Here is a 23,610-nt window from a genome sequence, read left to right as displayed (position 1 = left end):
CGTCATGCCCCTACCGAAAGATCAGATGACAACCGACGAAGCTCGCCGCGACCATATCGATATGCTGAAGTTCCTCGCCGTCAACGCGATCTTCGGAGCACTGCTCGGCATCGGGGTCGCCTTTGCGCTCTACTGGTTCGACCTATATGGCCTAGGAAGCCGTATCGGCCGGTCGCGGACACCGGTCCTGTCCTTCGTGATGATCGCCGCTCCGCTTGCGCTGACCTTCGGCGGTGCGGTAACTGCATCGGCTATCATGCTGATGCCCTACAAGCGGAAGCGCGAGCTTTGAAGCTTGCCGTCCCTTCGGGCAATTGAGGAGTGCAGTACCGTGGTCGACGATGACGAACGGGTCGTAAGGCTGGAAGAGACGGTTGCCCATCAGGCAAAGACGATAGAGGAGCTTTCCGAACAGCTCGCCGAGCAGTGGAAGGTTCTCGAGCAGACCCGGGCGAAGCTCGACAGGCTGACCGAGCGTTTCCTGGTTCTCGAGGAAGCCTCCGTCGACGCTCCCGCGATCACCAGGCCGCCGCACTACTGAGAGAAAAAGCATCAGCGTCGCGATGGGCTGTCGTGCCCGTCGCGGCGCTGATGATGCACTTATGGCAGTCGGGAGGCGAACTCTCGCCTCAGCCTTCGAAGAATTCCTTCATCCGGGCAAAGAAGCCGGTGGATTCCGGATTGTTGTCCTTCGACGAGATTTCCTCGAACTCCTGCAGGAGTTCCCGCTGGCGCTTGGTGAGCTTCTGCGGGGTTTCGATCTGGATCTGGATATAGAGATCGCCCGTCTGTGAAGACCGCAATACCGGCATGCCCTTGCCCTTGAGGCGGAACTGCTTGCCCGGCTGCGTGCCTTCCGGCACCGTGACGCGCGACTTTGTCCCGTCGAGCGTCGCGACATCGAAGGTCCCGCCCAGTGCCGCCGTCGTCATCGAGATCGGCACGGTGCAGAACAGGTCCGCGCCGTCCCGCTGGAAGAACTGGTGCGGTTTCACCGACAGGAAGATGTAAAGGTCGCCGGCCGGCCCGCCGCGCGTCCCGGCCTCGCCCTCGCCCTGGAGGCGGATGCGGGTGCCATCCTCGATACCGGCGGGAATGTTTACGGAAAGCGACCGCTCTTCCGAGACGCGGCCCTGCCCGTGGCACTTGGTGCACGGATCGGAGATCGTCTGGCCTCGGCCGTGGCAGGTCGGACAGGTCCGCTCCACGGAAAAGAACCCCTGGCTTGCGCGCACCCGGCCGGACCCGTGGCAGGTGCCGCAGGTCTGCGGCTGCGTGCCCGGCTTCGCGCCGGAGCCCGAGCAGACGTCGCAGGTGATCGACGTGGGGACGCGGATCTGTGCGGTCTTGCCGCTGAACGCTTCCTCGAGCGTGATTTCCATGTTGTAGCGGAGATCGGCGCCGCGCTCGCGGCCGCCGGAAGAGCGCCGCGCCCGTCCGCCGCCCATCATCTCGCCGAAGATATCCTCGAAGATATCGGAGAAGCCGCCAGCGCCTGCTCCGCCGAACCCCCCGCCCATGCCGCCGGAGCCCATGCCGCCGGCCTCGAAGGCCGCGTGGCCGAACCGGTCGTAGGCGGCGCGCTTCTGGGGATCCTTCAAGGTCTCGTAGGCCTCGTTGATCTCCTTGAACTTCTTCTCGGCCTCGGCATCGCCCGGGTTCTTGTCGGGGTGATACTTCATTGCAAGCTTGCGGAAGGCGCTCTTCAGTTCCTTCTCGTCAGCGGACCGGCCGACACCCAAAGTTTCGTAAAAATCAGCTTTTGCCATGGAGGTAACGGTTCCCGAAAGGATTCCGGCTGCACGATGGCAGCCGGAGTTTCTAGTCGACTATCTCATGAGGTCGCCAACGGGCGAGCCTCAGGCCGACTTCTTGTCGTCCTTGATTTCCTCGTAGTCGGCATCGACGACACCGTCGTCATTCTTGCCGCCCTCGGTCCCTTCGGAAGCTTCGGCCTGCTGGGCCTCGTAGATGGCCTGGCCAAGCTTCATCGACACTTCCATCAGCGTCTGGGTCTTCGCCTGGATGTCGTCGGCATCAGGCTCGGAAGCCTCGATGGCAGACTTCAGCGCGGCGATGGCGTCCTCGATGGACTTGCGATCCGCTTCGGAGACCTTGTCGCCGAATTCCTGCAGCGACTTCTCGGTCGAATGAACCAGGCTTTCGGCATGGTTCTTCGCCTCGACGCCGGCACGGCGCTTCTTGTCGTCCTCGGCATGCGCCTCGGCGTCCTTCACCATCTTCTCGATGTCGGCGTCGGAGAGGCCGCCGGATGCCTGGATGCGGATCTGCTGTTCCTTGCCGGTACCCTTGTCCTTGGCCGAAACCTGGACGATGCCATTGGCGTCGATATCGAAGGTGACCTCGATCTGCGGAACGCCGCGCGGTGCCGGGGGAAGGCCCACGAGGTCGAACTGGCCGAGCAGCTTGTTGTCCGCCGCCATTTCACGCTCGCCCTGGCTGACCCGGATCGTCACGGCCGACTGGTTGTCGTCGGCGGTCGAGAAGACCTGGGACTTCTTCGTCGGGATCGTCGTGTTGCGGTCGATCAGGCGGGTGAACACGCCGCCGAGCGTCTCGATTCCGAGCGAGAGCGGCGTCACGTCGAGCAGCAGCACGTCCTTGACGTCGCCCTGCAGGACGCCGGCCTGGATGGCGGCACCCATGGCGACCACTTCGTCAGGGTTGACGCCCTTGTGGGGCTCCTTGCCGAACAGCTGCTTGACGGTTTCCTGGACCTTCGGCATGCGGCTCATGCCGCCGACGAGCACGACTTCGTCGATCTCGCCTGCAGTGACGCCGGCATCCTTGAGAGCGGCCTTGCAGGGCGCGACGGTGCGCTGGATCAGGTCGTCGACGAGGCTTTCGAACTTGGCGCGCGTCAGCTTCATCGTCAGGTGCTTCGGACCGGAGGCGTCAGCCGTGATGAACGGCAGGTTGATCTCGGTCTGCTGCGAGGACGACAGCTCGATCTTCGCCTTTTCTGCAGCTTCCTTCAGGCGCTGCAGGGCCAGCTTGTCGTTCTTCAGGTCGATGCCGTTGTCCTTCTTGAACTCGGCCGCCAGGTATTCGACGAGACGCATGTCGAAGTCTTCACCGCCGAGGAAGGTGTCGCCATTGGTCGACTTCACCTCGAAGACGCCATCGCCGATTTCCAGGACGGAGATATCGAAGGTACCGCCGCCAAGGTCGTAGACGGCGATCGTCTTGCCGTCCCTCTTGTCGAGGCCGTAGGCGAGCGCGGCAGCAGTAGGCTCGTTGATGATGCGCAGCACTTCAAGGCCGGCGATCCGGCCGGCATCCTTGGTTGCCTGGCGCTGGGCGTCGTTGAAGTATGCGGGAACGGTGATGACGGCCTTCTCGACCTTCTCGCCGAGGTAGGATTCGGCGGTTTCCTTCATCTTCTGAAGGATCATGGCGGAGATCTGGGCCGGAGAATAGGACTTGCCCTGGGCCTTTACCCAGGCGTCGCCGTTGTCGCCGTTGGTGATCTCGAAGGGAACAAGGCCCTTGTCCTTCTCGACGGTCGGGTCGTCGTAACGGCGGCCGATCAGGCGCTTGACGGCAAACAGCGTATTGGTGGGATTGGTTACGGCCTGGCGCTTTGCCGGCTGGCCGACGAGGCGTTCGCCGTCATCGGTGAAGGCGACCATCGAAGGCGTGGTGCGGGCGCCTTCCGCGTTCTCGATCACCTTCGCGTCCTTGCCGTCCATGATGGCGACGCAGGAGTTCGTCGTGCCGAGGTCGATGCCAATAACTTTAGCCATTTTTCTCTCTCCTTTAAGCGAACCGTCTGAACCCCGGGTAGGCATTCCGCTGACAGTTCCTCGAATGGGATGGTCTTGTGTATTCCGGCAGCATTCGCTGCGTCATGCGGCGTATATAAGGAGGGGATTTTTCGACTGCAAGGCAGGCCGCCATGTCGAAGCCAGTAAAAACACACGCAAATGTGAACGTCGGCAGGGGGCGCCTGGCGGGCTCCCCCTACTGGCCCATGATCAGGTCGTAGAGCGTGGTCTGCCGACGCGGTGCGGGTTCGCTGGGATATCCGACGTCCCCGGGCGGAATGGGGCCGGCGGCATAGCCGTCCCGGCCGCCCGGCGCATTCCGAGCGTCGTCATAGGGACCCCGGTATTCCCGGTAATCGCGGACGGGAGGTTCGCCATGGGGCGTCGGTTCCGCGACGTCGTGCGGCGCCGCGGGTGCGGAGGGGTATTCGCTTGTCGAGGACCGGCCGGGGAGGACGCCTGAAATGATGTCGCTGATCGTCGTCGGCTCCCTTTCCGGTTCGGTGGCCGGCGGCAGCGCAAAGCCGCCATGGCTGCCGAAGAGCGGCGTGGGGGAGTAGCCCGCATGGGCGGAGGTCATGTAGTCCTTCCACGCCTTCGCGGGCAGGCCTCCTCCCGTCACCTTCTTCATCGAGGTACCGTCGTCGTTGCCGAACCAGATCCCCGTGGTCATGATGCTGGTGTAACCCACAAAGATCGCGTCGCGGAAGGACTGGGTCGTGCCCGTCTTGCCGGCCGCCTGCCAGCCGTCCAGCCTCGCGGCCTTTCCCGTCCCCTCCTGGATGACGCGCGTCAGCATGCTGTTCATCGTCGCGACCACGGTTTCGCTGAGGACCCGCGGCGGGTTGTCATAGCTGCTCTCGTGAAGGACGTTGCCATCCGTGTCGAGGATGCGGCGCACGATGTGGGGCGTCGCCTTGTAGCCGCCGTTCATGAAGGGCGCGTAGGCGGCGGTCAGCTCCACGAGCGGTACTTCCGAGGTTCCGAGCGCGATGGAAGCGTTGGGCTGCATCTCCTGCTCGATCCCCATGCGATGGGCGAGACTGACCACTTCGTCCGCTCCGACCTCCATCACCAGTTGGGCGGCGATGGTGTTAAGCGACTGGGAAAGCGCGGAAGAGACGGTCACCTCGCCGCGGTACTTCTGGTCGTAGTTCTCAGGTGTCCATTTCCCGATCCGCACCGGCGCGTCGTTGCGGATGGAATCGGGGCGTATCCCGGCTTCGAGCGCCGCCGCATAGACGAACGGCTTGAACGCGGATCCGGGCTGCCGCTTCGCGGTGACGGCGCGGTTGAACTGGCTCTCGGCGTAGTCCCTCCCGCCGACAAGCGCCCGGATGGCGCCGGTTGCGTCCATCGATACGAGCGCCGCCTGGCTGGCATTGAGTTTGGCACCCTCGTCCTCGAGGACCTGGGTGAGGGCTTCCTCCGCCTTGCGCTCGAGCGAGAGGTCGATGGTCGTCTCCACCACGACGTCCTGGGTCACTTCGCCCAGCAGCTTGCGGACCTCGTCCATGACCATGTCGGCGGCATAGTGTTCTGCGCCGGACCAGTAGCTGCGCGCCTTCGTCGGCGGCTGGGACATGGCCGTCCTGATTTCGTCCTCGGTGACGTAACCCTCTTCCAGCATCGCCCCGAGAACGACCTGGGCGCGCGCTTCGGCAGCCTCGGGGTCGCGCGCCGGAGACAGGCGGGAAGGCGCCTTCAGCAGTCCCGCGAGGAGCGCGGCCTCGCCGAGGTTGACGTCACGGGCGGACTTGTTGAAATACCGCCGGGAAGCGGCTTCGACCCCGTATGCGTTCGAGCCGAAGAAGACCCTGTTGAGATACATCGCAAGGATCTGGTCCTTGTTGAACTTGTGCTCCAGCCAGAAGGCGAGCAGCACTTCCTGGATCTTGCGCTCGAAGGTCCGCTCCGGCGACAGGAACAGGTTCTTCGCGAGCTGCTGGGTGATGGTGGAGCCGCCCTGGATCGGCTGGCCCGTGATGTTGTTGATGAAAGCCCGCGTCAGCCCCAGCGGATCGACCCCGAAGTGCATGTAGAAGCGGCGATCCTCTATCGCCATGACCGCCTGCGGGATGAAGGGCGACATTTCCTCGAGCGCCAGTGCCTCGCCGCCCGTCGCGCCACGGTTGGCGATCACGGAGCCGTCGGTGGAAACGATCTTGATGTTGGGCGGCCGGTCGGGAATGGCCCAGGTGCTGGCAGCCGGCATCTGCGCGCCGTAATAGAGCACGAGCCCGCCCACGGCGATGCCCACCCATATGCCGAGAACCACGCACCAGTAGAAAAGCTTGCGAAGGGGCGCGAGAAGTCCCCCGGACTGTCGGCTGCGCTTGGTCTTGCGGGGAGCACGACGGGTGGTCTTGCGCGCGGAGGCGGCTCGTCTGTTGCCGCCGCCGCCAATCCGGTCGTCGGAGCCAAGCCGCAGGTCCGAGTCGACATACTCGTCGTCGTCGAAGGATGGCTCGACCCTTTGTCCCGATTTCCGCTTCGCCGCCATGTCGCGTCGGTCACCCCCGTCGTCAGCCGGCCGCGACCGGCGGTTGCACATCGCCCGCGCAATCCGCTGGACTTTAAATGCGGCGATTTAAGGGGGCGTTAACCGGAACACATCCCCGGACTTCTCCCGGCGAGGCGGAACAATGTGGCAATTGCTCCGTTGCGTTCCTGAATCACCTGAGGAGTGTGCCATGCCGAACAGAGATCCGATTCCTGCTCCGTCGCCCGAAACTCCCCGTGGGCCGACCTCGACTCCGGGCATTCCGGACAGGACGCAGGGTGAGCCACCCCTGACCCCGGTCCAGGATCCGGGCGACACGAAAAACCCCCAGGATCCGAACCTCGACCCGGCGCTTCTGCCGATCGGGGACCCGGCGGGGGCAGCCTGATCGAGCCCCCTGTCTACGCGGACGGGCGTCCCTTGCGACGCCCGTCTTCCTGCTCGCTGACGTGGCCCCGGGCAGCTTCCTGCAACCCCTGCGCAAGCTCGCCTTCATAAAGACAAAGTTTATGCAATCAATCCGCCTTGGAAACGAGGGGTGCAGATTCACCAAATGGCCGCGACGGCAGGGGAGGTTGGTGTGCCGACACAAACGGTTCGCAATCCGGTAGGGCCGGACCAGCTGAGCATGTTGCAGAAGGTCTTCGACCAGGCATGCGACGAACACCAGATCAGCAAGTCGAGCCCGGACGGGGAGGCGCTTGCCCTGATTCTCGTCCATTCGATGCAAAAGGGGCTGAGCGAACAGGAGAAGCTGGAATCGCTCGCGCATATCCTTGCCGAAAGCCGGGACGCCTGAGCATGCCCTTGCACTCCTGACGGAACCTATCGCAACGCCACAAGTTGACCGGGCGCACGATCAACGATGGAGGCTTGCATGGTCGATACGGTAGGAAGCGGAAATCCGATGGGCGAAGCCGATCGGGATCGGAACGACAGGATCGGCGAAGAGATCGCCGGCCTCAGGACTGAAATCGCCACCTTGAAGAAGCGCCTTGCGGAGCGCGCCGGAAATGCGGCCTCCTACGTGCAGGAGGAAGCAAGTTCCGTCGCCGGCGCCATTCGCGAGCACCCCGCCACCGCGACGACGCTGTTCACGCTCGTAGGAGCCATCGGCTTCGCAATCGGCTATCTCGTCGGGACCCAGTCGGTGGAAAATCGCAGTCCCTGGTATCGTCGCTACTACTGACGGTGCCGTAACCTCAGGCCGTCTGGCAGACGTCCACCCAAGTGGCGCCGGTCAGTTCCGCCATCCGCTCCGGCGATATGCGAACCGCTGAGTTCGCTGCGCCGGCAGCCGGGATCACTTCCGGCAAGGCCCGCAGCGATACGTCGCAGAAGACGGGAATGTCCAAGGCCAGCCCGAAAGGACATACGCCGCCGACAGGATGGCCTGTCAGCGCCGTCACGTCTTCCCCACCGAGCATACGCGGCTTGGCGCCGAAGTGATCGCGGAACTTCCTGTTGTCGAGGCGCGAGGTGCCCGCCATGACGATAAGGACTGCGCGTGGCCCTGCCTGAACCCCGATCGTCTTTGCGATCTGGACCGGCTCGACCCGGTGGGCGGACGCTGCGAGCGCCACGGTGGCAGAGCTTTCGCCCGTGACGAGGACCTCTATGTCGGGCGCATGGAGGGAGAAGAATGTGCGGACTGTGTCTATGGTCATGGCGAATGAATAGATTTTCGCCATCTTTGTGGCAAGCGAGGAACCGGTTATGCAGAGAGCGCAATGCTGCACTGCGAAAAATTAACTGGTCCCCGTGGCGGGGCGGTGTATAGTCAGAACATCGAAGGACGCACTCCTCCTCCCAGCATTCTTCGATGGGACCGGCAACACCTCCTCCTCCCAGTTGCTGGTCAGTTTTGGAAACCCGGCGCTCCTCCTCCCGCGCCGGGTTTTCTGCTTTGCTGGGGGTAGTCGCTCGACGCTCATTCTTGACAGGATAGGGTCCCGCTTCTATTTCCTTCGCGTCGCTATTTGTTTGATAAGCCTGCTCTAAGCGCCCCGGTGCTCTCGACGATCTTTCTGCAAATACGAACTTCCCCGTTCCGGCCTGGCCGGAACATCGCCGATATTTGCATTAGAAAGGCAACGATATGGCTACCGGTACTGTAAAGTGGTTCAACGCAACCAAGGGCTATGGCTTCATCCAGCCGGATGACGGCAGCGCCGACGTTTTCGTCCACATTTCCGCTGTCGAGCGCGCCGGCATGAGCTCGCTCAACGACGGCCAGAAGCTTTCCTACGAACTGGTTACCGACCGCCGTTCCGGCAAGGTCGCGGCTGACCAGCTCCAGGCAGCCTGATAAGGCTTTGAGCTCTTGAGGAAAAGGCCGGCTCCGTCCGGCCTTTTTTGTTTTGCCATTGCAAACAGGCCGATCAATGCCCAAATCCGGGCTCGTCGGCATTTCCGGCGCAGTGAGCAAATGCGGGAAACCGCGCCACCGCGTTGCCGGTCTTCATTCTCGTCATTTACGAAATGTTAACCAGCACGCGCGATGATGATCGCCAGAGCCGCGCATGGACACAAGCGCCGAAGCGGACGCGCCGGAAATGCCAGTCCCGATTCCTGGGTGACCACGGATGTACTGGCGCCAAATGAATCGGGAAGCAGAAAGGTCGGGGTAGCCCGACCTTTTTTGCGTTTGGGAGATGGGGCGCCGGCGCTTCTATCGCGCGCCAAGTGCGGCCATGATGCGCACCCACGAGCGGATGCCCTTGTGGAACGACTTCAGGTCGTATTTCTCGTTCGGCGAATGGATGCGGTCGTCGACGAGGCCGAAGCCCACGAGCAGGGACTCCATTCCGAGCATCTTCTGGAAATCGCCGACGATCGGGATCGAGCCGCCCATGCCGACGATCACCGCCGGGTTCGCCCATTCGTCCGAGAGCGCGTTCTTCGCCTTGGTCAGCACCGGTGAATCGTAGGACAGCTGGATCGCCGGCGAGCCCCCGTGCTCGTGAAACTCTACGGAGCAGTCGGCCGGGACCCTGGAGCGGACATAGGCGCGGAAGCTCTCGCGTATCTTTGCCGGGTCCTGGTGTCCCACGAGGCGGAACGAAACCTTGGCCGATGCCTTGGCGGCGATCACCGTCTTGAAGCCCTCACCGGTATAGCCGCCCCAGATTCCGTTGACCTCGCAGGTCGGACGCGCCCAGGTCAGTTCCAGGACGGATCGCCCCTTCTCGCCGACGGGGACGGACAGGCCGACATCGCCGAGGAAATTCTCGGCACTCCGGCCGAGCGTTTCCCAGCTTGCCTTGATGTTCGCCGGCGTCTCCTCAACACCATCGTAGAAACCTTCCAGGGTCACCCGGCCGGTCTCGTCGTGCAGGCCGGCGAGGATCTCAGTCAGGATATGGATCGGGTTGGCGGCCGCTCCGCCGAAGAGCCCGGAATGCAGGTCGCGATCGGCAGCCGAAATGGTGATCTCCTCGCCGACCAGGCCGCGCAGTGTGGCAGCGATCGCCGGTGTGTCGCCGTCCCACATGCTCGTATCGCAGACCAGCGCGGCGCCTGCCTTCAGTTCCTCGGCATTGGCCTCGAGAAACGGCTTCAGCGACGGGGAACCCGATTCCTCTTCGCCTTCGAACAGGATGGTGACTCGGAGCGGGAGGCTTCCGTTGATCTCCTTGTAGGCGCGGCAGGCCTCCACGAAGGTCATCAGCTGGCCCTTGTCGTCGGAGGTGCCGCGGCCGGTTATCACCTCGCGACCGTTGCCGAGATCCTTGAGCGCGGGAGCGAATGGATCGTCTTCCCAAAGCTCGATCGGGTCGACCGGCTGCACGTCGTAATGCCCGTAGAAGAGCACATGCGGTGCGTCATCCATGGCGCCCGCATGATGGGCGACGACCATGGGATGCCCGGCGGTCTCGCGGATCGAGGCCTCGAAACCGATGTCGGTCAGCGTCTCCACCAGCCAGTCGGCCGCGGCGCGGCAGTCGGCCTTGTAGGACGGGTCGGTCGAGATCGACTTGATGCGGACCAGCTGGAACAGCCGATCCAGGCTCTGGTGGATGTTGTGATCGGCACGATCGAGGACGGGGGAGATGTCGGTCATGGGGAATCCTGTCTTCAAAACAGGCGCTACCATATTGCAAAGCCCACTATGTTTCGAGCCCGGATGTCAGGTCGAGGCCTTGCGACCGTTCTCTATCGCCATGCGCATGAACTCGAGCATCAGTTCCCGCTCGAACTGCCTGAACCCCGCGAAGAGGGCGGCATCGGCCTCGGCAGCTGCGTCGACAGCCTTTGTCTCGAGGTCCCGTGCGCTTTCCGTCAGACGGACGATCTGCGCGCGCCCGTCGCGAGGATGCGGCTCGCGGCGCACCAGCCCGTCCCGCTCCATCCGCGCAAGTGTATTGGCGAGCGTCGCCTGCTCAACGTCCAGCCGGTCGAGCAACTGCTTCTGCGTCAATCCGTCTTCCTGCCACAGCTCGAGGAGAACGGGAAACTGGCCGGGGGAAAAGCCGAGCCCGGTCGCACGGCTCTGCAGCGAGCGCGCAAAGCACTTGGCCAGCTGGCCGGCAAGATAGGTTGCGCTATGCGAGCGGTCGAACGCCATGAACGGGGGCCCTGTCGCCAAGAACTGCGGGGGAGATAGCAGCCCATGCTTTCCCCAGGCCTGCGACGATGCGGCCCCAAAAAGAAAAACCGCCACGGCCGGGAGGGGGTCGGCCGTGACGGTCTCAACGAAAGGACAAAGGCCCGGAGAGGGGGGAAGGCCTTTGCCCGGTCCGGCGCGGCGGGGGACGAGCCAGCTACCGGACTGCGGCGTGATCAGTCGCCGTGACCAGGAGATGAGAAGCGGGATCAGGGTTTTCAAGGGAATGCCGAATTACAAATCGGTAACGTTTGGGTGACATCGCGCATGCGGCGAAGATGCCCGGATTTTCATGGACGGGGCCTATGCCCCACGCTATTCCATAGCCATGAAAAAAGGCGATCATCTCTTCCTCGTCGACGGCTCCGGCTTCATCTTTCGGGCCTTCCACGCCCTGCCTCCACTGACCCGCAAGTCGGACGGCTTGCCGGTCGGGGCGGTATCGGGCTTCTGCAACATGCTGTGGAAGCTGCTCACCGACGCGCGCGACACTTCCGTCGGGGTAACGCCGACGCATTTTGCCGTCATCTTCGACTATTCCGCAAAGACGTTCCGGAAGGATCTCTACAACGCCTACAAGGCGAACCGGTCCGAGCCGCCGGAAGACCTCGTTCCGCAGTTCGGCCTGATCCGCCAGGCGACCAGGGCGTTCAACCTGCCCTGCATCGAGACCGAAGGCTTCGAGGCCGACGATATCATCGCCACCTATGCAAGGCAGGCGGAAGCAGTCGGTGCCGACGTCACGATCATCTCGTCCGACAAGGACCTGATGCAGCTCGTGACGGCGAATGTCCACATGTACGACAGCATGAAGGACAAGCAGATCGGCGTTCCCGAGGTAATCGAGAAATGGGGCGTGCCGCCCGAAAAGATGATCGACCTGCAGGCCATGGTGGGCGATTCCGTCGACAACGTGCCGGGCATTCCCGGCATCGGCCCCAAGACCGCGGCACAGCTCCTGGAGGAGTTCGGCGACCTCGACACGCTCCTGGAACGCGCGTCGGAGATCAAGCAGGTCAAGCGGCGTGAGAACATCGTCGCCAATGCCGAACTTGCCAGGCTGTCGCGCAGGCTTGTCAGGCTCAGCACCGACGTGTCGTTGGAAATTCCCCTGGACGGACTGGTGCTGGAGCCGCAGGACGGACCGAAGCTGATCGGTTTCCTCAAGGCCATGGAGTTCGGGACCCTGACGCGCCGCGTCGCGGAAGCCTGCGACTGCGATGCCAGCGCAATCGAGCCGGGCGAGGTAAGGGTCGAATGGGGTGCCGCAGCACGCGGCCCTGATCTCGATGCCGGTAGCGGCAGTTCGGGGAGTGCCGTCGTGACGGGTGGCAACGGCAAGGCCGCGGCGCTGGATATCTATGCGCCTTCCATGCCGGGCGATCTTGCCAAGGCGCGTGCGGAAGCCTTCGCGAGCGCAGGGATCGACAAGAGCCGCTATGTCACCATCGATGATCCGGAGGATCTCGACGACTGGATACGATCTGCACGGGAAACGGGACTGGTTGCCTTCGAAGCCGAAGGCACGTCGGTCGACCCCATGCAGGCGGAACTCGTCGGCATGTCCCTGGCGATTGCCGACAATACCCATAATCCGACCGGGCTGGACGTCCGCGCCGCCTACATTCCCTTCGGCCACCAGAGCGGCAGCAACGATCTGCTGGGCAATGGCCGGGCGGAAAACCAGATGACCCCGCAGGAGGTCATGGAGCGGCTGAAGCCGCTGCTGGAGGATCCGTCCGTCCTCAAGGTCGGACATAACCTGAAATACGCCTACCTGGTCCTGAAGCGACACGGGATCGAGATCGCCGGCTACGACGACGTGATGCTGATGTCCTACGTGCTGGAGGCGGGCAAAGGCGGGCACGGCCTCGACTCGCTGTCCGACCGCTGGCTCGGCCACATGCCCGCGTCGTTCAAGGACGTTGCCGGAACCGGCAAATCGGGCGTCAGCTTCGACCTCGTCGAGATCGAACGCGCTTCCGCCTATGCCGCCGAGAAGGCCGATCTTACGCTCCGGCTGGCAATGGTGCTGAAGCCGCGCCTGGTCGCCGACCGCCTGACGCGGGTCTACGAGCGGCTGGAGCGTCCCATGGTCTCGACGCTCGCCCGCATGGAAGAACGCGGCATCACCGTCGATCGACAGATCCTGTCCCGGCTGTCCGGCGAACTCGCGCAGAAGGCCGCGGCGATCGAGGACGAAATCTACCAGATTGCCGGCGAGCGCTTCACCATCGGCTCGCCGAAGCAACTGGGCGACATCCTGTTCGGCAAGATGGGCCTGCCCGGCGGCGCCAAGACGAAGACCGGACAGTGGTCCACCTCGGCGCAGGTGCTGGAAGATCTCGCCGCCGCCGGCCACGAGTTCCCGCGCAAGATCGTCGATTGGCGGCAGTTGACCAAGCTCAAGTCCACCTACACGGACGCCCTGCCGGGCTACATCCACCCGCAGACGAAGCGGGTCCACACGTCCTATTCCCTCGCTTCGACCACGACCGGCCGCCTTTCGTCGGTCGAGCCCAACCTGCAGAATATCCCGATCCGCACGACCGAGGGCCGCAAGATTCGCACGGCTTTCATCGCAGCGCCCGGCTGCCAGCTCGTCTCCGCGGACTACAGCCAGATCGAACTGCGGGTGCTTGCCCACGTTGCTGACATCCCGCAGCTGCGCCAGGCATTCGCCGACGGCGTCGACATCCACGCCATGACCGCATCGGAAATGTTCGGCGTGCCGGTGGAAGGCATGCCGAGCGAGATCCGCCGGCGCGCGAAGGCGATCAACTTCGGCATCATCTACGGTATGTCGGCCTTCGGCCTCGCCAACCAGCTGTCCATCGACCGGTCGGAAGCGGGCGAATACATCAGGAAGTATTTCGAGCGCTTCCCGGGCATCCGCGATTACATGGACAGCACCAAGGAATTTGCCCGCCAGCACGGCTATGTCGAGACGATTTTCGGCCGCCGCGCCCACTATCCCGAGATCCGCTCCTCCAACCCGCAGGTGCGCTCCTTCAACGAGCGGGCGGCGATCAATGCCCCGATCCAGGGCTCGGCCGCCGACATCATTCGCCGCGCCATGGTCAAGATGGAGCCTGCTCTGCAGGAGGCGAAGCTGTCGGCTCGCATGCTGCTCCAGGTCCACGACGAACTGATCTTCGAAGTCGAGGACGGCGAGGTGGAGAAGACGCTGCCGGTGATCACGGCGACCATGGAGGACGCGGCCATGCCCGCGATCGCCATGACGGTGCCGCTCAAGGTCGATGCGCGCGCCGCGTCAAACTGGGATGAGGCGCACTAACTCTCATTAGTCCTTGGAGGCCGGGAGGTAGGCCCTCAAGGCTGAAACCATGGCGTCGCCTGCGGCCTTTAGTTCGCCGCTGTTGTCGATGGTGACCAGGTCGAAGGTGCCGGAAATCTCCGGCGTCGTGCGCTCCAGTCGGTGGAGGATTTCCTCGCGGGTCTCCCGCCCCCGTGCCTGAAGCCGCTCCGCCAATACCTCGGGTCGCGCCGTCACGGTGATCACCGTCAGTCGGGGGAAGGCCTGCTCGAAGTGGGGAAGGGCCTCCCGCGAGCCGTTAACGATCGCCACCTTGCCTGCGGCGAGATCACCGCGGACATCGGCAGGAATGCCGTAGTTGAGCCCATGGGCGCCCCAGGAAACGGCGAAAGCACCCTCCTGCGCCAGTCGCTCGAACTCTGTCTCGGATACCGAAACGAAGTCTTCGCCGCCCGCATTGGGGTCGCGCGTGATCACACGCCGAACGAAGGTGAGGTCGGGGCAATGCGCCAACCGGCGCGCCGCATAGGACATCAGCGTGTCCTTGCCGGCACCGCTCGGGCCGACCACGACGATCAGCATGCTCGCTCCCTCCGGATCGGGTGAGGCCCTACCTTCCATCACGCCACCCGTCGACCTTCGCGCCAGGTGGCGCGCGCAACCGGCACCCCCTCGTCTCGCTTGACCCGGACGAGGTCGGCGCGCAGTCCCGGAGCGATCCGGCCGCGGTCGTCGAGGCCGACGGTCCGCGCGGGCGTCGAGGTCACCATGGCGATCGACTTCGGCAGCGAAATTCCCAGCTCGTCGGAAAGAACGAAGGGGGCATGCAGGAGACTGAGAGGCACATAGTCGGAGGAGAGAACGTCGAGCACGCCGCGCTCCGCCAGATCGCGAGCGGCGATGTTGCCGGAATGGGATTTCCCGCGAACGATGTTCGGAGCCCCCATCAGCACGCTCATGCCGGCCTTGTGAGAGGCTTCGGCCGCATCGAAGCTCGTGGGGAATTCCGCCAGCCGGACGCCGTGGCCGATCGCCTCCTCGACGTGGTCGAGCGTCGCGTCGTCATGGCTGGCGACGGTGATGCCGCGTTCGGCGCAGATCCTTGCAAGTTCGTTGCGGTGAGGGGCCGAATATGTCGCGGACGCTGCCTTCCTGCGGTCCACGAACTGGGCGAAAGCCTCGTCGCTGAGGCCACGCTTTTCCTTGTAGTAGAGGATGTACTGGTCCATCGACTGGAACTGGCGCTGACCGGGCGCATGGTCCATCAGCGAGACGAGACGGACATGGGGGTCCTTCTCGAAATCCGCGAAATGCTCGAGCACGTTGTCGGAAGAGACTTCGCAGCGCAGGTGGAAGAGATGCTCGGCGCGCAGGCGTCCGTCGGCCTGCGCGGCCTTGATGGCATCGGCAAGACTGCGCATCTCGCCCCTTTCGAAACCTCCGTCCTCGTCCGCCCCCATGCGCAGGCAGTCGAACACCGTGGTGATCCCGGAGGTCGCGACCTGGGCGTCGTGGGCCTGGATGGCGGCCGTGGTGTTCCAGCGGACGCCGGGACGCGGCGAATAATGCTGCTCCAGATGATCGGTGTGCAGTTCGATCAGGCCGGGAAGCAGGTAATCGCCCTCGCAATCCTCACCCGTGCGGGATGCTCCTCCGCTGAGTTCGGCAATCTCTCCGTCGCGGATGACGAGCGAGCCGTAAATGACCTCGTCTTCAACGACGATGCGGGCATTCGAAAGAATGGTTTCGGCGCTCATGGAAGGGTCTTTCTGTTGGCTCGCGGCGCACCGGTTGGCAGCCACCGATGGATGGTGAAGGGCTCCCCGCGGCTGCGCTCGATGAACAGCGCAAGGCCGCCGATGGTAAGCGGACGGTCGTCGAAAGTGGCGAAGCGGTGCCGCAGCTCGGCGAGGACCTGCGGAGCGCGAGAAACATCAACAGGCCCGGTCAGAGTCATGTGGAAGCGGAATTCGTCCATGACATAGGGATAGCCCCACCGTGCAAGGTTACCGCGCTCCGCGGCGGTGAGGCGATCCGGCTTGCGGCGGGCGAGGTCGGTTTCCGAGAGTGGCGCACGGAACGGCTCGAAGGCCTCGACCACGGAGGCGGCGTAGGCCTGGAGCAGAGGATCAGGATCGCGGGGAACCAGGGCGAAGAAGGGGCCGAGCTGGCCGACGACTATGCGGGGAATGGTGAAGGGTTCGGTCTCGGAGGCGAAGCGCGCCATCGCATCGACAAGCTCCGCTTCCGTCCGTCCCTCGCGAAGCGCGAACGGTGCCTTCAGCGTGGCGTGGAACCCGTACCGCCGGGGCTCGACAACCAGCCCCTCCCACTCTTCGGCCGGAAGCGAGAGCGATGCGGGAGGATCAAGCAGGCGTCCCGAAAAAGCGTCGCGGCCCAGCCACTCGCTTGCCGTCGCGGTGAGAGGGTCGTCGGGGGGCGGCGAGAAATAGAGTGCGTAGCGCATGAACAGGTTAAGGCCTCGGGGTCACTGTCGGACGGCTGCGGGAAGGCGCATGCACCGACCTCGGTGCTGCGCTAGGCGATTTGGATGACAGAATCATGATGGCACGCGGCGAACTAACCTGTCTCTAGCCTCTCGGTCAAAGGTGAGGGCTGCGCATGGCGGCTCAGGAACTCCTCCGCCGTGAGGCTGCGAAAGTCATCGAGCGCAGCGCGCAGTCTTTTATGGTCCCACTCCCACCATGCCAGTTCGTCCATGCGTGCGCCGATCTCCTGCGCGAAGCGCTCGCGGATGAGCTTGGCGGGAACGCCGCCGACGATGGTGTAGGGCGCGACATCCTTCGAGACGACGGCGCCGGCACCGATGACCGCGCCATTGCCCACGGTCACGCCGGGAAGAATGGTCGCGCCATGGCCGATCCACACGTCGTGGCCGATTATCACCCTGTTCCCCCGCCGCCATTCGAAGAACTCCTCCTCGTTCTCGGCATCGTGCCAGTAGTTCGCGGCACGATAGGTGAAGTGGTGGAGCGTCGCGCGCGAGGTCGGGTGATTGGTGGCGTTTATCCGGACCGATGCCGCGATATTGACGAACTTGCCGATCGTTGCGCACCACACCGATCCGTCCTGCATGACATAGGAGTAATCCCCGATCTCAGCCTCGTCGATCCGGCATCGCTCGGCGATTTCCGTATAGCGTCCGAGCACGGAGTTGCTGACGCTGGCGCTCGGGTGGATGGAGGGCTCGAGTCCGACCTTGGCGTTCATGCGGCTATCTTTCGTGGTGAGAATTCCGTGACGTCAAGGATACGATCGGAGACGGCGTCGCGCACCTCCTCGTCGTGGAAGATCCCGAGAAGCGCGACGCCTTTCTCCTTCTTGCGGGCGATCATCTCGATGACGACGCGCCTGTTGCGGGCATCCAGCGAGGCAGTCGGCTCGTCGAGCAGCAGAATGCCGTGGTCGGTGATGAAGCCGCGCGCGATGTTGACGCGCTGCTGCTCGCCTCCCGAGAAGGTTGCCGGCGGCAATCCCCAGAGTTCCCTGGGCAGGTTGAGCTGGGAGAGCAGCACGGCAGCCTCTTCCCTGGCCTGGGCGGCAGGCACGCCCCGCGCCAGCAAGGGCTCGGCGACGACGTCGAGGGCGCAGACGCGGGGAACGGTCCGCAGGAACTGGCTTACATAGCCGAGGGTATGGCGACGCACGTCCAGCACCGTGCGCGGATCGGCACTGGCGATGTTGACGATCCTGTCGCGGTGGGCGACCAGGATCTGGCCCGTATCGACGGCATAATTGCCGTAGAGCATCTTGAGGATGGAGCTCTTGCCGATGCCCGAAGGACCTCCCAGCACCACGCATTCGCCGCTGGCGACCGAAAAGTTGACATCGTTGACGACCGGCAGGCGGATGCCGTCGCGCAGGTGCATGGTGAAGCTCTTGAAGACTTCCGAGACGACGAGGGGAGTGGCCATGGTGCTCTCCTAGACCTGCAGGATGGACGAGACGAGGAGCTGCGTATAGGGCTCGCGCGGATCATCGAGCACGCGGTCGGTCAGTCCGTGCTCGATCACGTGCCCGTCCTTCATGACCATCATCCGGTGCGACAGGAGCCGCGCGACGGCGAGGTCGTGGGTAACGATGATGGCGGCAAGCCCCAGGTCGTTGACGAGGCCGCGGACGAGGTCGAGGAGGCGTGCCTGCACGGAGACGTCGAGACCGCCGGTCGGCTCGTCCATGAAGACGAGGCGGGGACCCGTCACCAGGTTGCGGGCGATCTGCAGCCGCTGGCGCATTCCGCCGGAAAAGGCGCGGGGCGCGTCGTCGATCCGGTCGGTGCCGATCTCCACCCGCGTCAGCCAGTCCGTCGCCGTTGCGCGGATGTTGCCGTAGTGGCGGTTGCCCACCGCCATAAGCCGCTCCCCGACGTTTGCGCCGGCCGAAACCGTCATGCGCAGGCCGTCCGCCGGGTTCTGGTGGACGAAGCCCCAGTCGGTCCGCATCAGGAAGCGGCGTTCCGCTTCGCTCATGTGGTAGAGATCGCGGATGCTGCCATCGCGCATGGCATATTCCACGCTGCCGGTCGTCGGCATGAGACGCGTCGAGATGCAGTTGAGGAGCGTCGTCTTGCCCGATCCGGATTCGCCGACGATCGCCAGCACCTCGCCGGGCCACAGCTCGAAGGAGACGGCCTTGCAGCCGATGCGCTGCCCGTAGAACTTGGAAACGTCATGGACCCTCAGAAGCGGTGTATCGCTCATTCCGCGGCCTCCTGGCGTGCGAGCATTTCTCCGGCGTGGCCCTGCTCCCGGCGGTCCTCACAATGATCCGTATCGGAGCAGACGAACATCCGGCCACCCTTGTCGTCGAGGATGACCTCGTCGAGGTAGACGTTCTCGGCGCCGCAGAGTGCGCAGGGCTTCTCGAAACGCTGTATCTCGAAGGGATGATCCTCGAAGTCGAGGCTTACCACCTCCGTATGGGGCGGGATGGCGTAGATGCGCTTCTCGCGTCCGGCACCGAAGAGTTGCAGGGCATCCGACATGTGCATTTTCGGATTGTCGAACTTCGGCGTCGGCGAAGGGTCCATGACGTAGCGCCCGGCAACCTTCACCGGATAGGCATAAGTCTTGGAGATCCGGCCGTTATGCGCGATGTCCTCGTAGAGCTTGACGTGCATGAGGCCGTATTCCTCGAGCGCGTGCATTTTGCGCGTCTCGGTCTCGCGGGGCTCGAGGAAACGCAGCGGTTCCGGGATCGGAACCTGGTAGACCAGCACCTGTCCTTCGGAAAGCCTCTGCTCGGGAATGCGGTGACGGGTCTGGATGACCGTCGCTTCGCCCGTATGGGTGGTCACCGCCACGTTCGCCACCTTCTGGAAGAAGGCGCGGATGGAGACGGCATTGGTCGTATCATCCGCCCCCTGGTCGATGACCTTGAGCACGTCATCGGGACCGATGATGGACGCGGTCACCTGTACGCCCCCGGTGCCCCATCCATAGGGCATGGGCATTTCGCGTGACGCGAACGGGACCTGGTAGCCGGGAATGGCGATCGCCTTGAGGATCGCGCGGCGGATCATCCGCTTGGTCTGCTCGTCCAGATAGGCGAAGTTATAGGCGGCCAATCCGCCCTCGGACGGAACCTCAGGAGACATGGCGTGTTTCTCCCACTCGAAAGGAGATGCTGATCATGGATACGGGCCTTCTCATCACGGTGTTCTTCTCGGTATTTGCAGCAACGGGCATCTGCTGTGCCTATTGGTATGGTGAAGCCGGCCGCGACTGATCGCGACTGACAGCTATCTCCCGGCGGCGCCGGGAATGGCTCCCGCACTGCCGTCATGCGTCGCCTCGATATCGGCGCGCATCTTCCTGACCAGCGCCAGTTCTGCCTGGAAATCCACGTAATGCGGCAGCTTGAGGTGCTCGACGAAACCCGTCGCCTGCACGTTGTCGGAATGCGAAATCACGAATTCCTCGTCCTGCGCCGGCGCGGTAACGTCCTCTCCCAATTCCTCCGCGCGAAGCGCCCGGTCGACCAGCGACATGCTCATCGCCTTGCGTTCGCTCTGGCCGAAGACCAGTCCGTACCCGCGGGTGAACTGCGGTGGCGCCTTGGCCGATCCCTTGAACTGGTTCACCATCTGGCACTCGGTCACCTGGATGCGCCCCAACGAAACGGCGAAGCCAAGCTCCGGCACATCCATCTCGACCTCGACCTCCCCGATGCGGATCTCTCCGACGAAGGGATGATTGCGGCCATACCCGCGCTGGGTCGAATAGCCGAGCGCCAGCAGGAAGCCCTCGTCGCCGCGGGCGAGCGCCTGAAGCCGCAGGTCGCGGGACAAGGGGAATTCCATCGGTTCCCGGGTGAGATCGCCGGGAGGGCGATCGTCCGGCAGATCCCCGTCCTCCTCGATCAACCCTTCCGCGGCAAGGATATCGGAGACCCGTGAGGTCGCGCCGGCAAGAGGCTCCTTCCGGGAGGGCGCCGGCACCGGCTCGTCGGCCAGGAGGGCGGGATCGAGCAGTCGGTGGGTGTAGTCGAAGGTCGGACCCAGGACCTGCCCGCCGGGGAGGTCCTTGTAGGTGGCGGATATCCGGCGCTCTATCGCCATCCTCGCGGTATCGACGGGAACGGACGTTCCGAAACGCGGCAGCGTGGTGCGATAGGCCCGCAGCAGGAAGATCGCCTCGATCAGGTCGCCGCGCGACTGCCGCACGGCAAGCGCCGCCAGCGCACGATCATAGAGCGAGGCTTCGGCCATGACGCGATCGACGGCGAGGGCAAGCTGTTCGACGATCTGCTCTATGGTGACGGAAGGCAGCGACCGGTCGCCGCGGCGGCGGTCTGCGAGGAGGCTGTGGGCGGCGTTGATGGCGGCCTCGCCTCCCTTGACGGCTACGTACATGCGGGCCTCCTCAGCCGATCTCGATTGTTCGGGGCAGGCAGAGCAGACGCTCGCCGGCCGTCAGGATGACATCAACTCCGCGGGGAAAGATCGCGCGATTGGCTTTCCAGATATCGCCGAACATGTCCGGCAGGCCCGCGACGCTGACGATTCTCTGCCCCTTGATGCCCGGACCGTGGAGAACCATCGCCTTGCCGTCTCCGATTGCGGTCACTTCGATCACCACGGTTGCCGAGCGATCGGGATATTCCTGCGTGCCGGAAGCCAAGAGGTCGAAGGAATGGAAACCGGAGGTCGCCTGCAGGAAGACAAAACTCGCCTCGCTCTTTTCGTCCGCGAACGGTGCGCCCGTATGAAAGCCGATCCACTCCGCCACGGCGGATTTCGCAAAGCAGGACGAGAGCCATACGGGAGTGTCTGCGTCACACAGCGAAAGCGCGACGGCCCCCGCTGCCTTTCCCAAGGGGGAGGGTTGCCCGATCTCGGTGGTGATCGTCTGGACGGTGCCCGGCCGCGACATGCCGTCCATCAGCGACCGGAAAACGGCCTGTGCATCGAATACGGGTTGGGAAAAGCCGCCGGTCAGCGCCTGCATGTTCATGTCGTCAATCCTCTCCGCGGACCATGGTGAAGAAGTCGACGCGCGTTGCCGCCGTCTTCTCCGCCTTGCGCCGATCTTCTTCGGCAATGCGCGCCTCGATGCGCCCAAGGATTTCCGTCTCGACGAAGACCTGCGTCGGGCCTTCCTGCCAGAGAGCGTCGAAGATCGCCGCCATCCGCACCTTCGTCTTGTCGGTCCCGAGAGCATGGGCGTGACCGGCCGTTCCCGAACCGAGCAGGATTGTCGCCCGGGTGACCGTGGCCTCGCCGAGATTGAACGGATCGCCCCCACCGCCGATCCGTCCGCGGACCATCACCAGGCCCGTTTCCGGCCCGCGGACCGGCCGGACCTCCGGTTTTTCGGAAAGCTTATCCCAAGCGGCATTGAGTTCATCGGATGTCGCGCGGGCAAGCAGTGCGGCCGCGCGCTGGCGGCCTTCACGGCGATGCTCCCGGACGTCGGTCAAAGGTTCCGTCATCGGCTTCCCATCAAATGTCTATTGATATAGACAACCATACAAGGTAGCCTATAGGTAACGAGACTGCGTAACAAGAGTATGACAATGGCGGCGGATCGGGGCGTTCAACGGCAGAGCGGAGTGGCCTTGTGGCGACAGATCGCCGACCGCATCCGCGGCTCCATTGCAAACGGCGACTATGACGAAACCGGCAGGGTCCCGCCGGAACTCGTCCTGGCGGCCCAGTTTGGCGTCAATCGCCACACGGTCCGCAGCGCCATTGCGGCGCTTGCCCAGGAAGGCATCGTCCGCGCGGTTCAGGGGCTCGGCACCATCATCGAGCGCAAGGAACGGCTGAACTTTCCGATTTCACGTCGCACGCGGTTTATCGAAGGTTTGGGCGAGCAGGCACGGGAGACGGAAGGCCTGCTTCTGGAAAGCGCCGGGGAGCCCGCGTCGGAGGATCTCGCGCAAAGGCTTCGCCTTGCGGAGGGGGCCTCGCTCATCCGCCTCGAAATCCTGCGAAAGGCCGATGGCCGGCCCGTTTCGCGGGGAACGGCCTGGTTTCCGGCGGCAAGGTTTGAAGGGATCGACCATGCCTACCGCCGGAGCGGCTCGATCACGGCGGCGCTCAACTCGCTCGGGCTTTCCGATTATGTGAGGGTAACGACGGAAATAACGGCCAGCCACGCGGAGCAGGCCGACATGCGGGATCTCGGTCTGTCGGCGGGGGCGATCCTGCTGGTGACGCGGTCACTGAACGCCGATGCAAGCGGCGTCCCCATCCAGTATGCGGTCAGCCGCTTCCCCGCAGACAGGGTCCAGTTCACGATCGAGAACTGAACCCTCTGCCGAACTGCTCAGTGTGCGCCCGACATGTCGCCGAGGACCTGCTTGGAGGCGACCGTCGAATCGGCGTTGAGCCGGTAGACCATCGGCACCCCGGTCGCGAGGTTCAGCTTCAGGATCTCTTCCTTGCTCAGCCGGTCCAGAACCATGACCAGCGCCCGCAGCGAGTTTCCGTGGGCGGCGACCAGGACGGTCTCGCCGCGCAGGACGCGGGGAAGGATCTCGGTCATGTAATAGGGCCAGACGCGTGCGCCGGTATCGCGCAGGCTCTCGCCGCCGGGCGGCGGGATGTCGTAGGAGCGGCGCCAGACGTGCACCTGTTCCTCGCCCCACTTCTTGCGGGCATCGTCCTTGTTCAGCCCGGAGAGGTCGCCGTAGTCGCGCTCGTTCAGCGCCTCGTCGCGGATCGTTTCGAGATCCGGCTGGCCTACCTTGTCGAGGACGATCTTCAGCGTGTCCTGCGCGCGCTTGAGGAGCGAGGTGAAGGCGATGTCGAACTTCAGCCCCGCATCGGCAAGTGCCTGGCCGCCGATCTCGGCTTCCTTGATCCCGAGTTCGGTAAGTTCCGGGTCGCGCCAGCCGGTGAAGAGGTTCTTCAGGTTCCATTCGCTCTGGCCGTGGCGAACGAGGACAAGGGTACCGCTCATGAAATTCA

At 64.0% G+C, this 23,610-nt stretch carries 25 protein-coding genes; 8 read left to right on the top strand and 17 right to left on the bottom strand.

The features are described from left to right. Positions 1–25 precede the first annotated feature (25 nt). Both ACWGPT_RS04300 and ACWGPT_RS04295 read left to right on the top strand, forming a co-directional pair. Positions 26–292 (top strand): hypothetical protein, encoded by a 267-nt coding sequence (locus tag ACWGPT_RS04300; RefSeq protein WP_452604343.1) that lies wholly within the window; start codon positions 26–28, stop codon positions 290–292. Positions 293–331: 39 nt separating this feature from the next. Continuing rightward, a complete protein-coding gene (locus tag ACWGPT_RS04295; protein ID WP_452604342.1) occupies positions 332–541 on the top strand; it encodes a SlyX family protein in 210 nt (69 codons plus the stop codon). Positions 542–629: 88 nt separating this feature from the next. Here ACWGPT_RS04295 and dnaJ read toward each other — a convergent pair whose 3' ends face one another. The 3 genes from dnaJ to ACWGPT_RS04280 form a co-directional block, all read right to left on the bottom strand. Beyond that, positions 630–1,769, bottom strand: coding sequence for a molecular chaperone DnaJ (dnaJ, locus tag ACWGPT_RS04290; protein ID WP_452604341.1), 1,140 nt, complete (start codon positions 1,767–1,769; stop codon positions 630–632). A gap of 90 nt (positions 1,770–1,859) precedes the next feature. Further along, entirely contained in the window at positions 1,860–3,767 is a 1,908-nt protein-coding gene (gene dnaK, locus ACWGPT_RS04285; RefSeq protein ID WP_452604340.1) for a molecular chaperone DnaK, read from the bottom strand. A gap of 217 nt (positions 3,768–3,984) precedes the next feature. Beyond that, positions 3,985–6,291 (bottom strand): PBP1A family penicillin-binding protein, encoded by a 2,307-nt coding sequence (locus tag ACWGPT_RS04280; RefSeq protein ID WP_452604339.1) that lies wholly within the window; start codon positions 6,289–6,291, stop codon positions 3,985–3,987. A 190-nt stretch (positions 6,292–6,481) separates the two neighbouring features. On the opposite strand from ACWGPT_RS04280, the gene ACWGPT_RS04275 reads away from it, so the two are divergent. The 3 genes from ACWGPT_RS04275 to ACWGPT_RS04265 all read left to right on the top strand — a co-directional run bounded on the left by ACWGPT_RS04275 (position 6,482) and on the right by ACWGPT_RS04265 (position 7,480). Then, positions 6,482–6,679: a hypothetical protein gene (locus ACWGPT_RS04275; protein WP_452604338.1), complete on the top strand. Its 198-nt coding sequence runs from the start codon at positions 6,482–6,484 to the stop codon at positions 6,677–6,679. Positions 6,680–6,871: 192 nt separating this feature from the next. Further along, positions 6,872–7,090 carry a hypothetical protein gene (locus ACWGPT_RS04270; protein WP_452604337.1) on the top strand — a complete coding sequence of 73 codons (219 nt, stop codon included), beginning with the start codon at positions 6,872–6,874 and terminating at the stop codon, positions 7,088–7,090. A gap of 78 nt (positions 7,091–7,168) precedes the next feature. After that, on the top strand, positions 7,169–7,480 hold the full coding sequence (locus tag ACWGPT_RS04265; protein WP_452604336.1) for a hypothetical protein: 312 nt from the start codon (positions 7,169–7,171) through the stop codon (positions 7,478–7,480). A 13-nt stretch (positions 7,481–7,493) separates the two neighbouring features. On the opposite strand, the gene ACWGPT_RS04260 is transcribed toward ACWGPT_RS04265, so the two are convergent. Continuing rightward, positions 7,494–7,958: a YbaK/EbsC family protein gene (locus ACWGPT_RS04260; protein ID WP_452604335.1), complete on the bottom strand. Its 465-nt coding sequence runs from the start codon at positions 7,956–7,958 to the stop codon at positions 7,494–7,496. Positions 7,959–8,389: 431 nt separating this feature from the next. Between ACWGPT_RS04260 and ACWGPT_RS04255 the strand changes: the two genes are divergently transcribed. Then, complete coding sequence (locus tag ACWGPT_RS04255; protein ID WP_077548527.1) at positions 8,390–8,599, top strand: cold-shock protein; 210 nt, start codon at positions 8,390–8,392, stop codon at positions 8,597–8,599. A gap of 363 nt (positions 8,600–8,962) precedes the next feature. Here the strand turns inward: ACWGPT_RS04255 and ACWGPT_RS04250 are convergent, their stop codons facing one another. Next, a complete protein-coding gene (locus tag ACWGPT_RS04250) occupies positions 8,963–10,354 on the bottom strand; it encodes a dipeptidase (RefSeq protein WP_452604334.1) in 1,392 nt (463 codons plus the stop codon). A gap of 66 nt (positions 10,355–10,420) precedes the next feature. Beyond that, complete coding sequence (locus tag ACWGPT_RS04245) at positions 10,421–10,858, bottom strand: MarR family winged helix-turn-helix transcriptional regulator (RefSeq protein WP_452604333.1); 438 nt, start codon at positions 10,856–10,858, stop codon at positions 10,421–10,423. Between the two features lie 367 nt (positions 10,859–11,225). Between ACWGPT_RS04245 and polA the strand changes: the two genes are divergently transcribed. Then, a complete protein-coding gene (gene polA / locus ACWGPT_RS04240) occupies positions 11,226–14,195 on the top strand; it encodes a DNA polymerase I (protein WP_452604521.1) in 2,970 nt (989 codons plus the stop codon). A gap of 6 nt (positions 14,196–14,201) precedes the next feature. On the opposite strand, the gene phnN is transcribed toward polA, so the two are convergent. From phnN to phnG, 10 genes are all read right to left on the bottom strand, one after another. Continuing rightward, positions 14,202–14,756: a phosphonate metabolism protein/1,5-bisphosphokinase (PRPP-forming) PhnN gene (gene phnN / locus ACWGPT_RS04235; protein ID WP_452604332.1), complete on the bottom strand. Its 555-nt coding sequence runs from the start codon at positions 14,754–14,756 to the stop codon at positions 14,202–14,204. A gap of 38 nt (positions 14,757–14,794) precedes the next feature. Continuing rightward, positions 14,795–15,931: an alpha-D-ribose 1-methylphosphonate 5-triphosphate diphosphatase gene (locus tag ACWGPT_RS04230; protein ID WP_452604331.1), complete on the bottom strand. Its 1,137-nt coding sequence runs from the start codon at positions 15,929–15,931 to the stop codon at positions 14,795–14,797. Further along, positions 15,928–16,641, bottom strand: a complete 714-nt coding sequence (locus tag ACWGPT_RS04225; RefSeq protein ID WP_452604330.1) for a DUF1045 domain-containing protein — start codon at positions 16,639–16,641, stop codon at positions 15,928–15,930. Before ACWGPT_RS04225 ends, ACWGPT_RS04230 begins: the two co-directional genes overlap by 4 nt. 113 nt (positions 16,642–16,754) lie before the next feature. Further along, on the bottom strand, positions 16,755–17,405 hold the full coding sequence (locus ACWGPT_RS04220; protein WP_452604329.1) for a DapH/DapD/GlmU-related protein: 651 nt from the start codon (positions 17,403–17,405) through the stop codon (positions 16,755–16,757). Next, positions 17,402–18,109: a phosphonate C-P lyase system protein PhnL gene (gene phnL, locus ACWGPT_RS04215; RefSeq protein ID WP_452604328.1), complete on the bottom strand. Its 708-nt coding sequence runs from the start codon at positions 18,107–18,109 to the stop codon at positions 17,402–17,404. Before phnL ends, ACWGPT_RS04220 begins: the two co-directional genes overlap by 4 nt. A 9-nt stretch (positions 18,110–18,118) precedes the next feature. Beyond that, positions 18,119–18,895: a phosphonate C-P lyase system protein PhnK gene (phnK, locus tag ACWGPT_RS04210; protein ID WP_452604327.1), complete on the bottom strand. Its 777-nt coding sequence runs from the start codon at positions 18,893–18,895 to the stop codon at positions 18,119–18,121. Further along, positions 18,892–19,791, bottom strand: coding sequence for an alpha-D-ribose 1-methylphosphonate 5-phosphate C-P-lyase PhnJ (locus ACWGPT_RS04205; protein WP_452604326.1), 900 nt, complete (start codon positions 19,789–19,791; stop codon positions 18,892–18,894). Before ACWGPT_RS04205 ends, phnK begins: the two co-directional genes overlap by 4 nt. Before the next feature lie 144 nt (positions 19,792–19,935). Beyond that, on the bottom strand, positions 19,936–21,048 hold the full coding sequence (locus ACWGPT_RS04200) for a carbon-phosphorus lyase complex subunit PhnI (RefSeq protein WP_452604325.1): 1,113 nt from the start codon (positions 21,046–21,048) through the stop codon (positions 19,936–19,938). 10 nt (positions 21,049–21,058) lie between these two features. Continuing rightward, positions 21,059–21,649 carry a phosphonate C-P lyase system protein PhnH gene (gene phnH, locus ACWGPT_RS04195; RefSeq protein WP_452604324.1) on the bottom strand — a complete coding sequence of 197 codons (591 nt, stop codon included), beginning with the start codon at positions 21,647–21,649 and terminating at the stop codon, positions 21,059–21,061. A 4-nt stretch (positions 21,650–21,653) separates the two neighbouring features. Next, positions 21,654–22,127, bottom strand: a complete 474-nt coding sequence (phnG, locus tag ACWGPT_RS04190) for a phosphonate C-P lyase system protein PhnG (protein WP_452604323.1) — start codon at positions 22,125–22,127, stop codon at positions 21,654–21,656. 84 nt (positions 22,128–22,211) lie between these two features. Here phnG and phnF point away from each other — a divergent pair, with 84 nt between their 5' ends. Beyond that, a complete protein-coding gene (gene phnF / locus ACWGPT_RS04185) occupies positions 22,212–22,949 on the top strand; it encodes a phosphonate metabolism transcriptional regulator PhnF (protein WP_452604322.1) in 738 nt (245 codons plus the stop codon). Between the two features lie 17 nt (positions 22,950–22,966). Here phnF and ACWGPT_RS04180 read toward each other — a convergent pair whose 3' ends face one another. Further along, the gene (locus tag ACWGPT_RS04180) at positions 22,967–23,602 is read right to left on the bottom strand and encodes a 2,3-bisphosphoglycerate-dependent phosphoglycerate mutase (RefSeq protein ID WP_452604321.1); all 636 of its coding nucleotides are present in this window, start codon (positions 23,600–23,602) and stop codon (positions 22,967–22,969) included. Positions 23,603–23,610 lie beyond the last annotated feature (8 nt).

The sequence above is a fragment of the Pseudorhizobium sp. NPDC055634 genome, from assembly GCF_053618655.1.
This window is presented reverse-complemented; position numbering and strand designations above follow the sequence as displayed.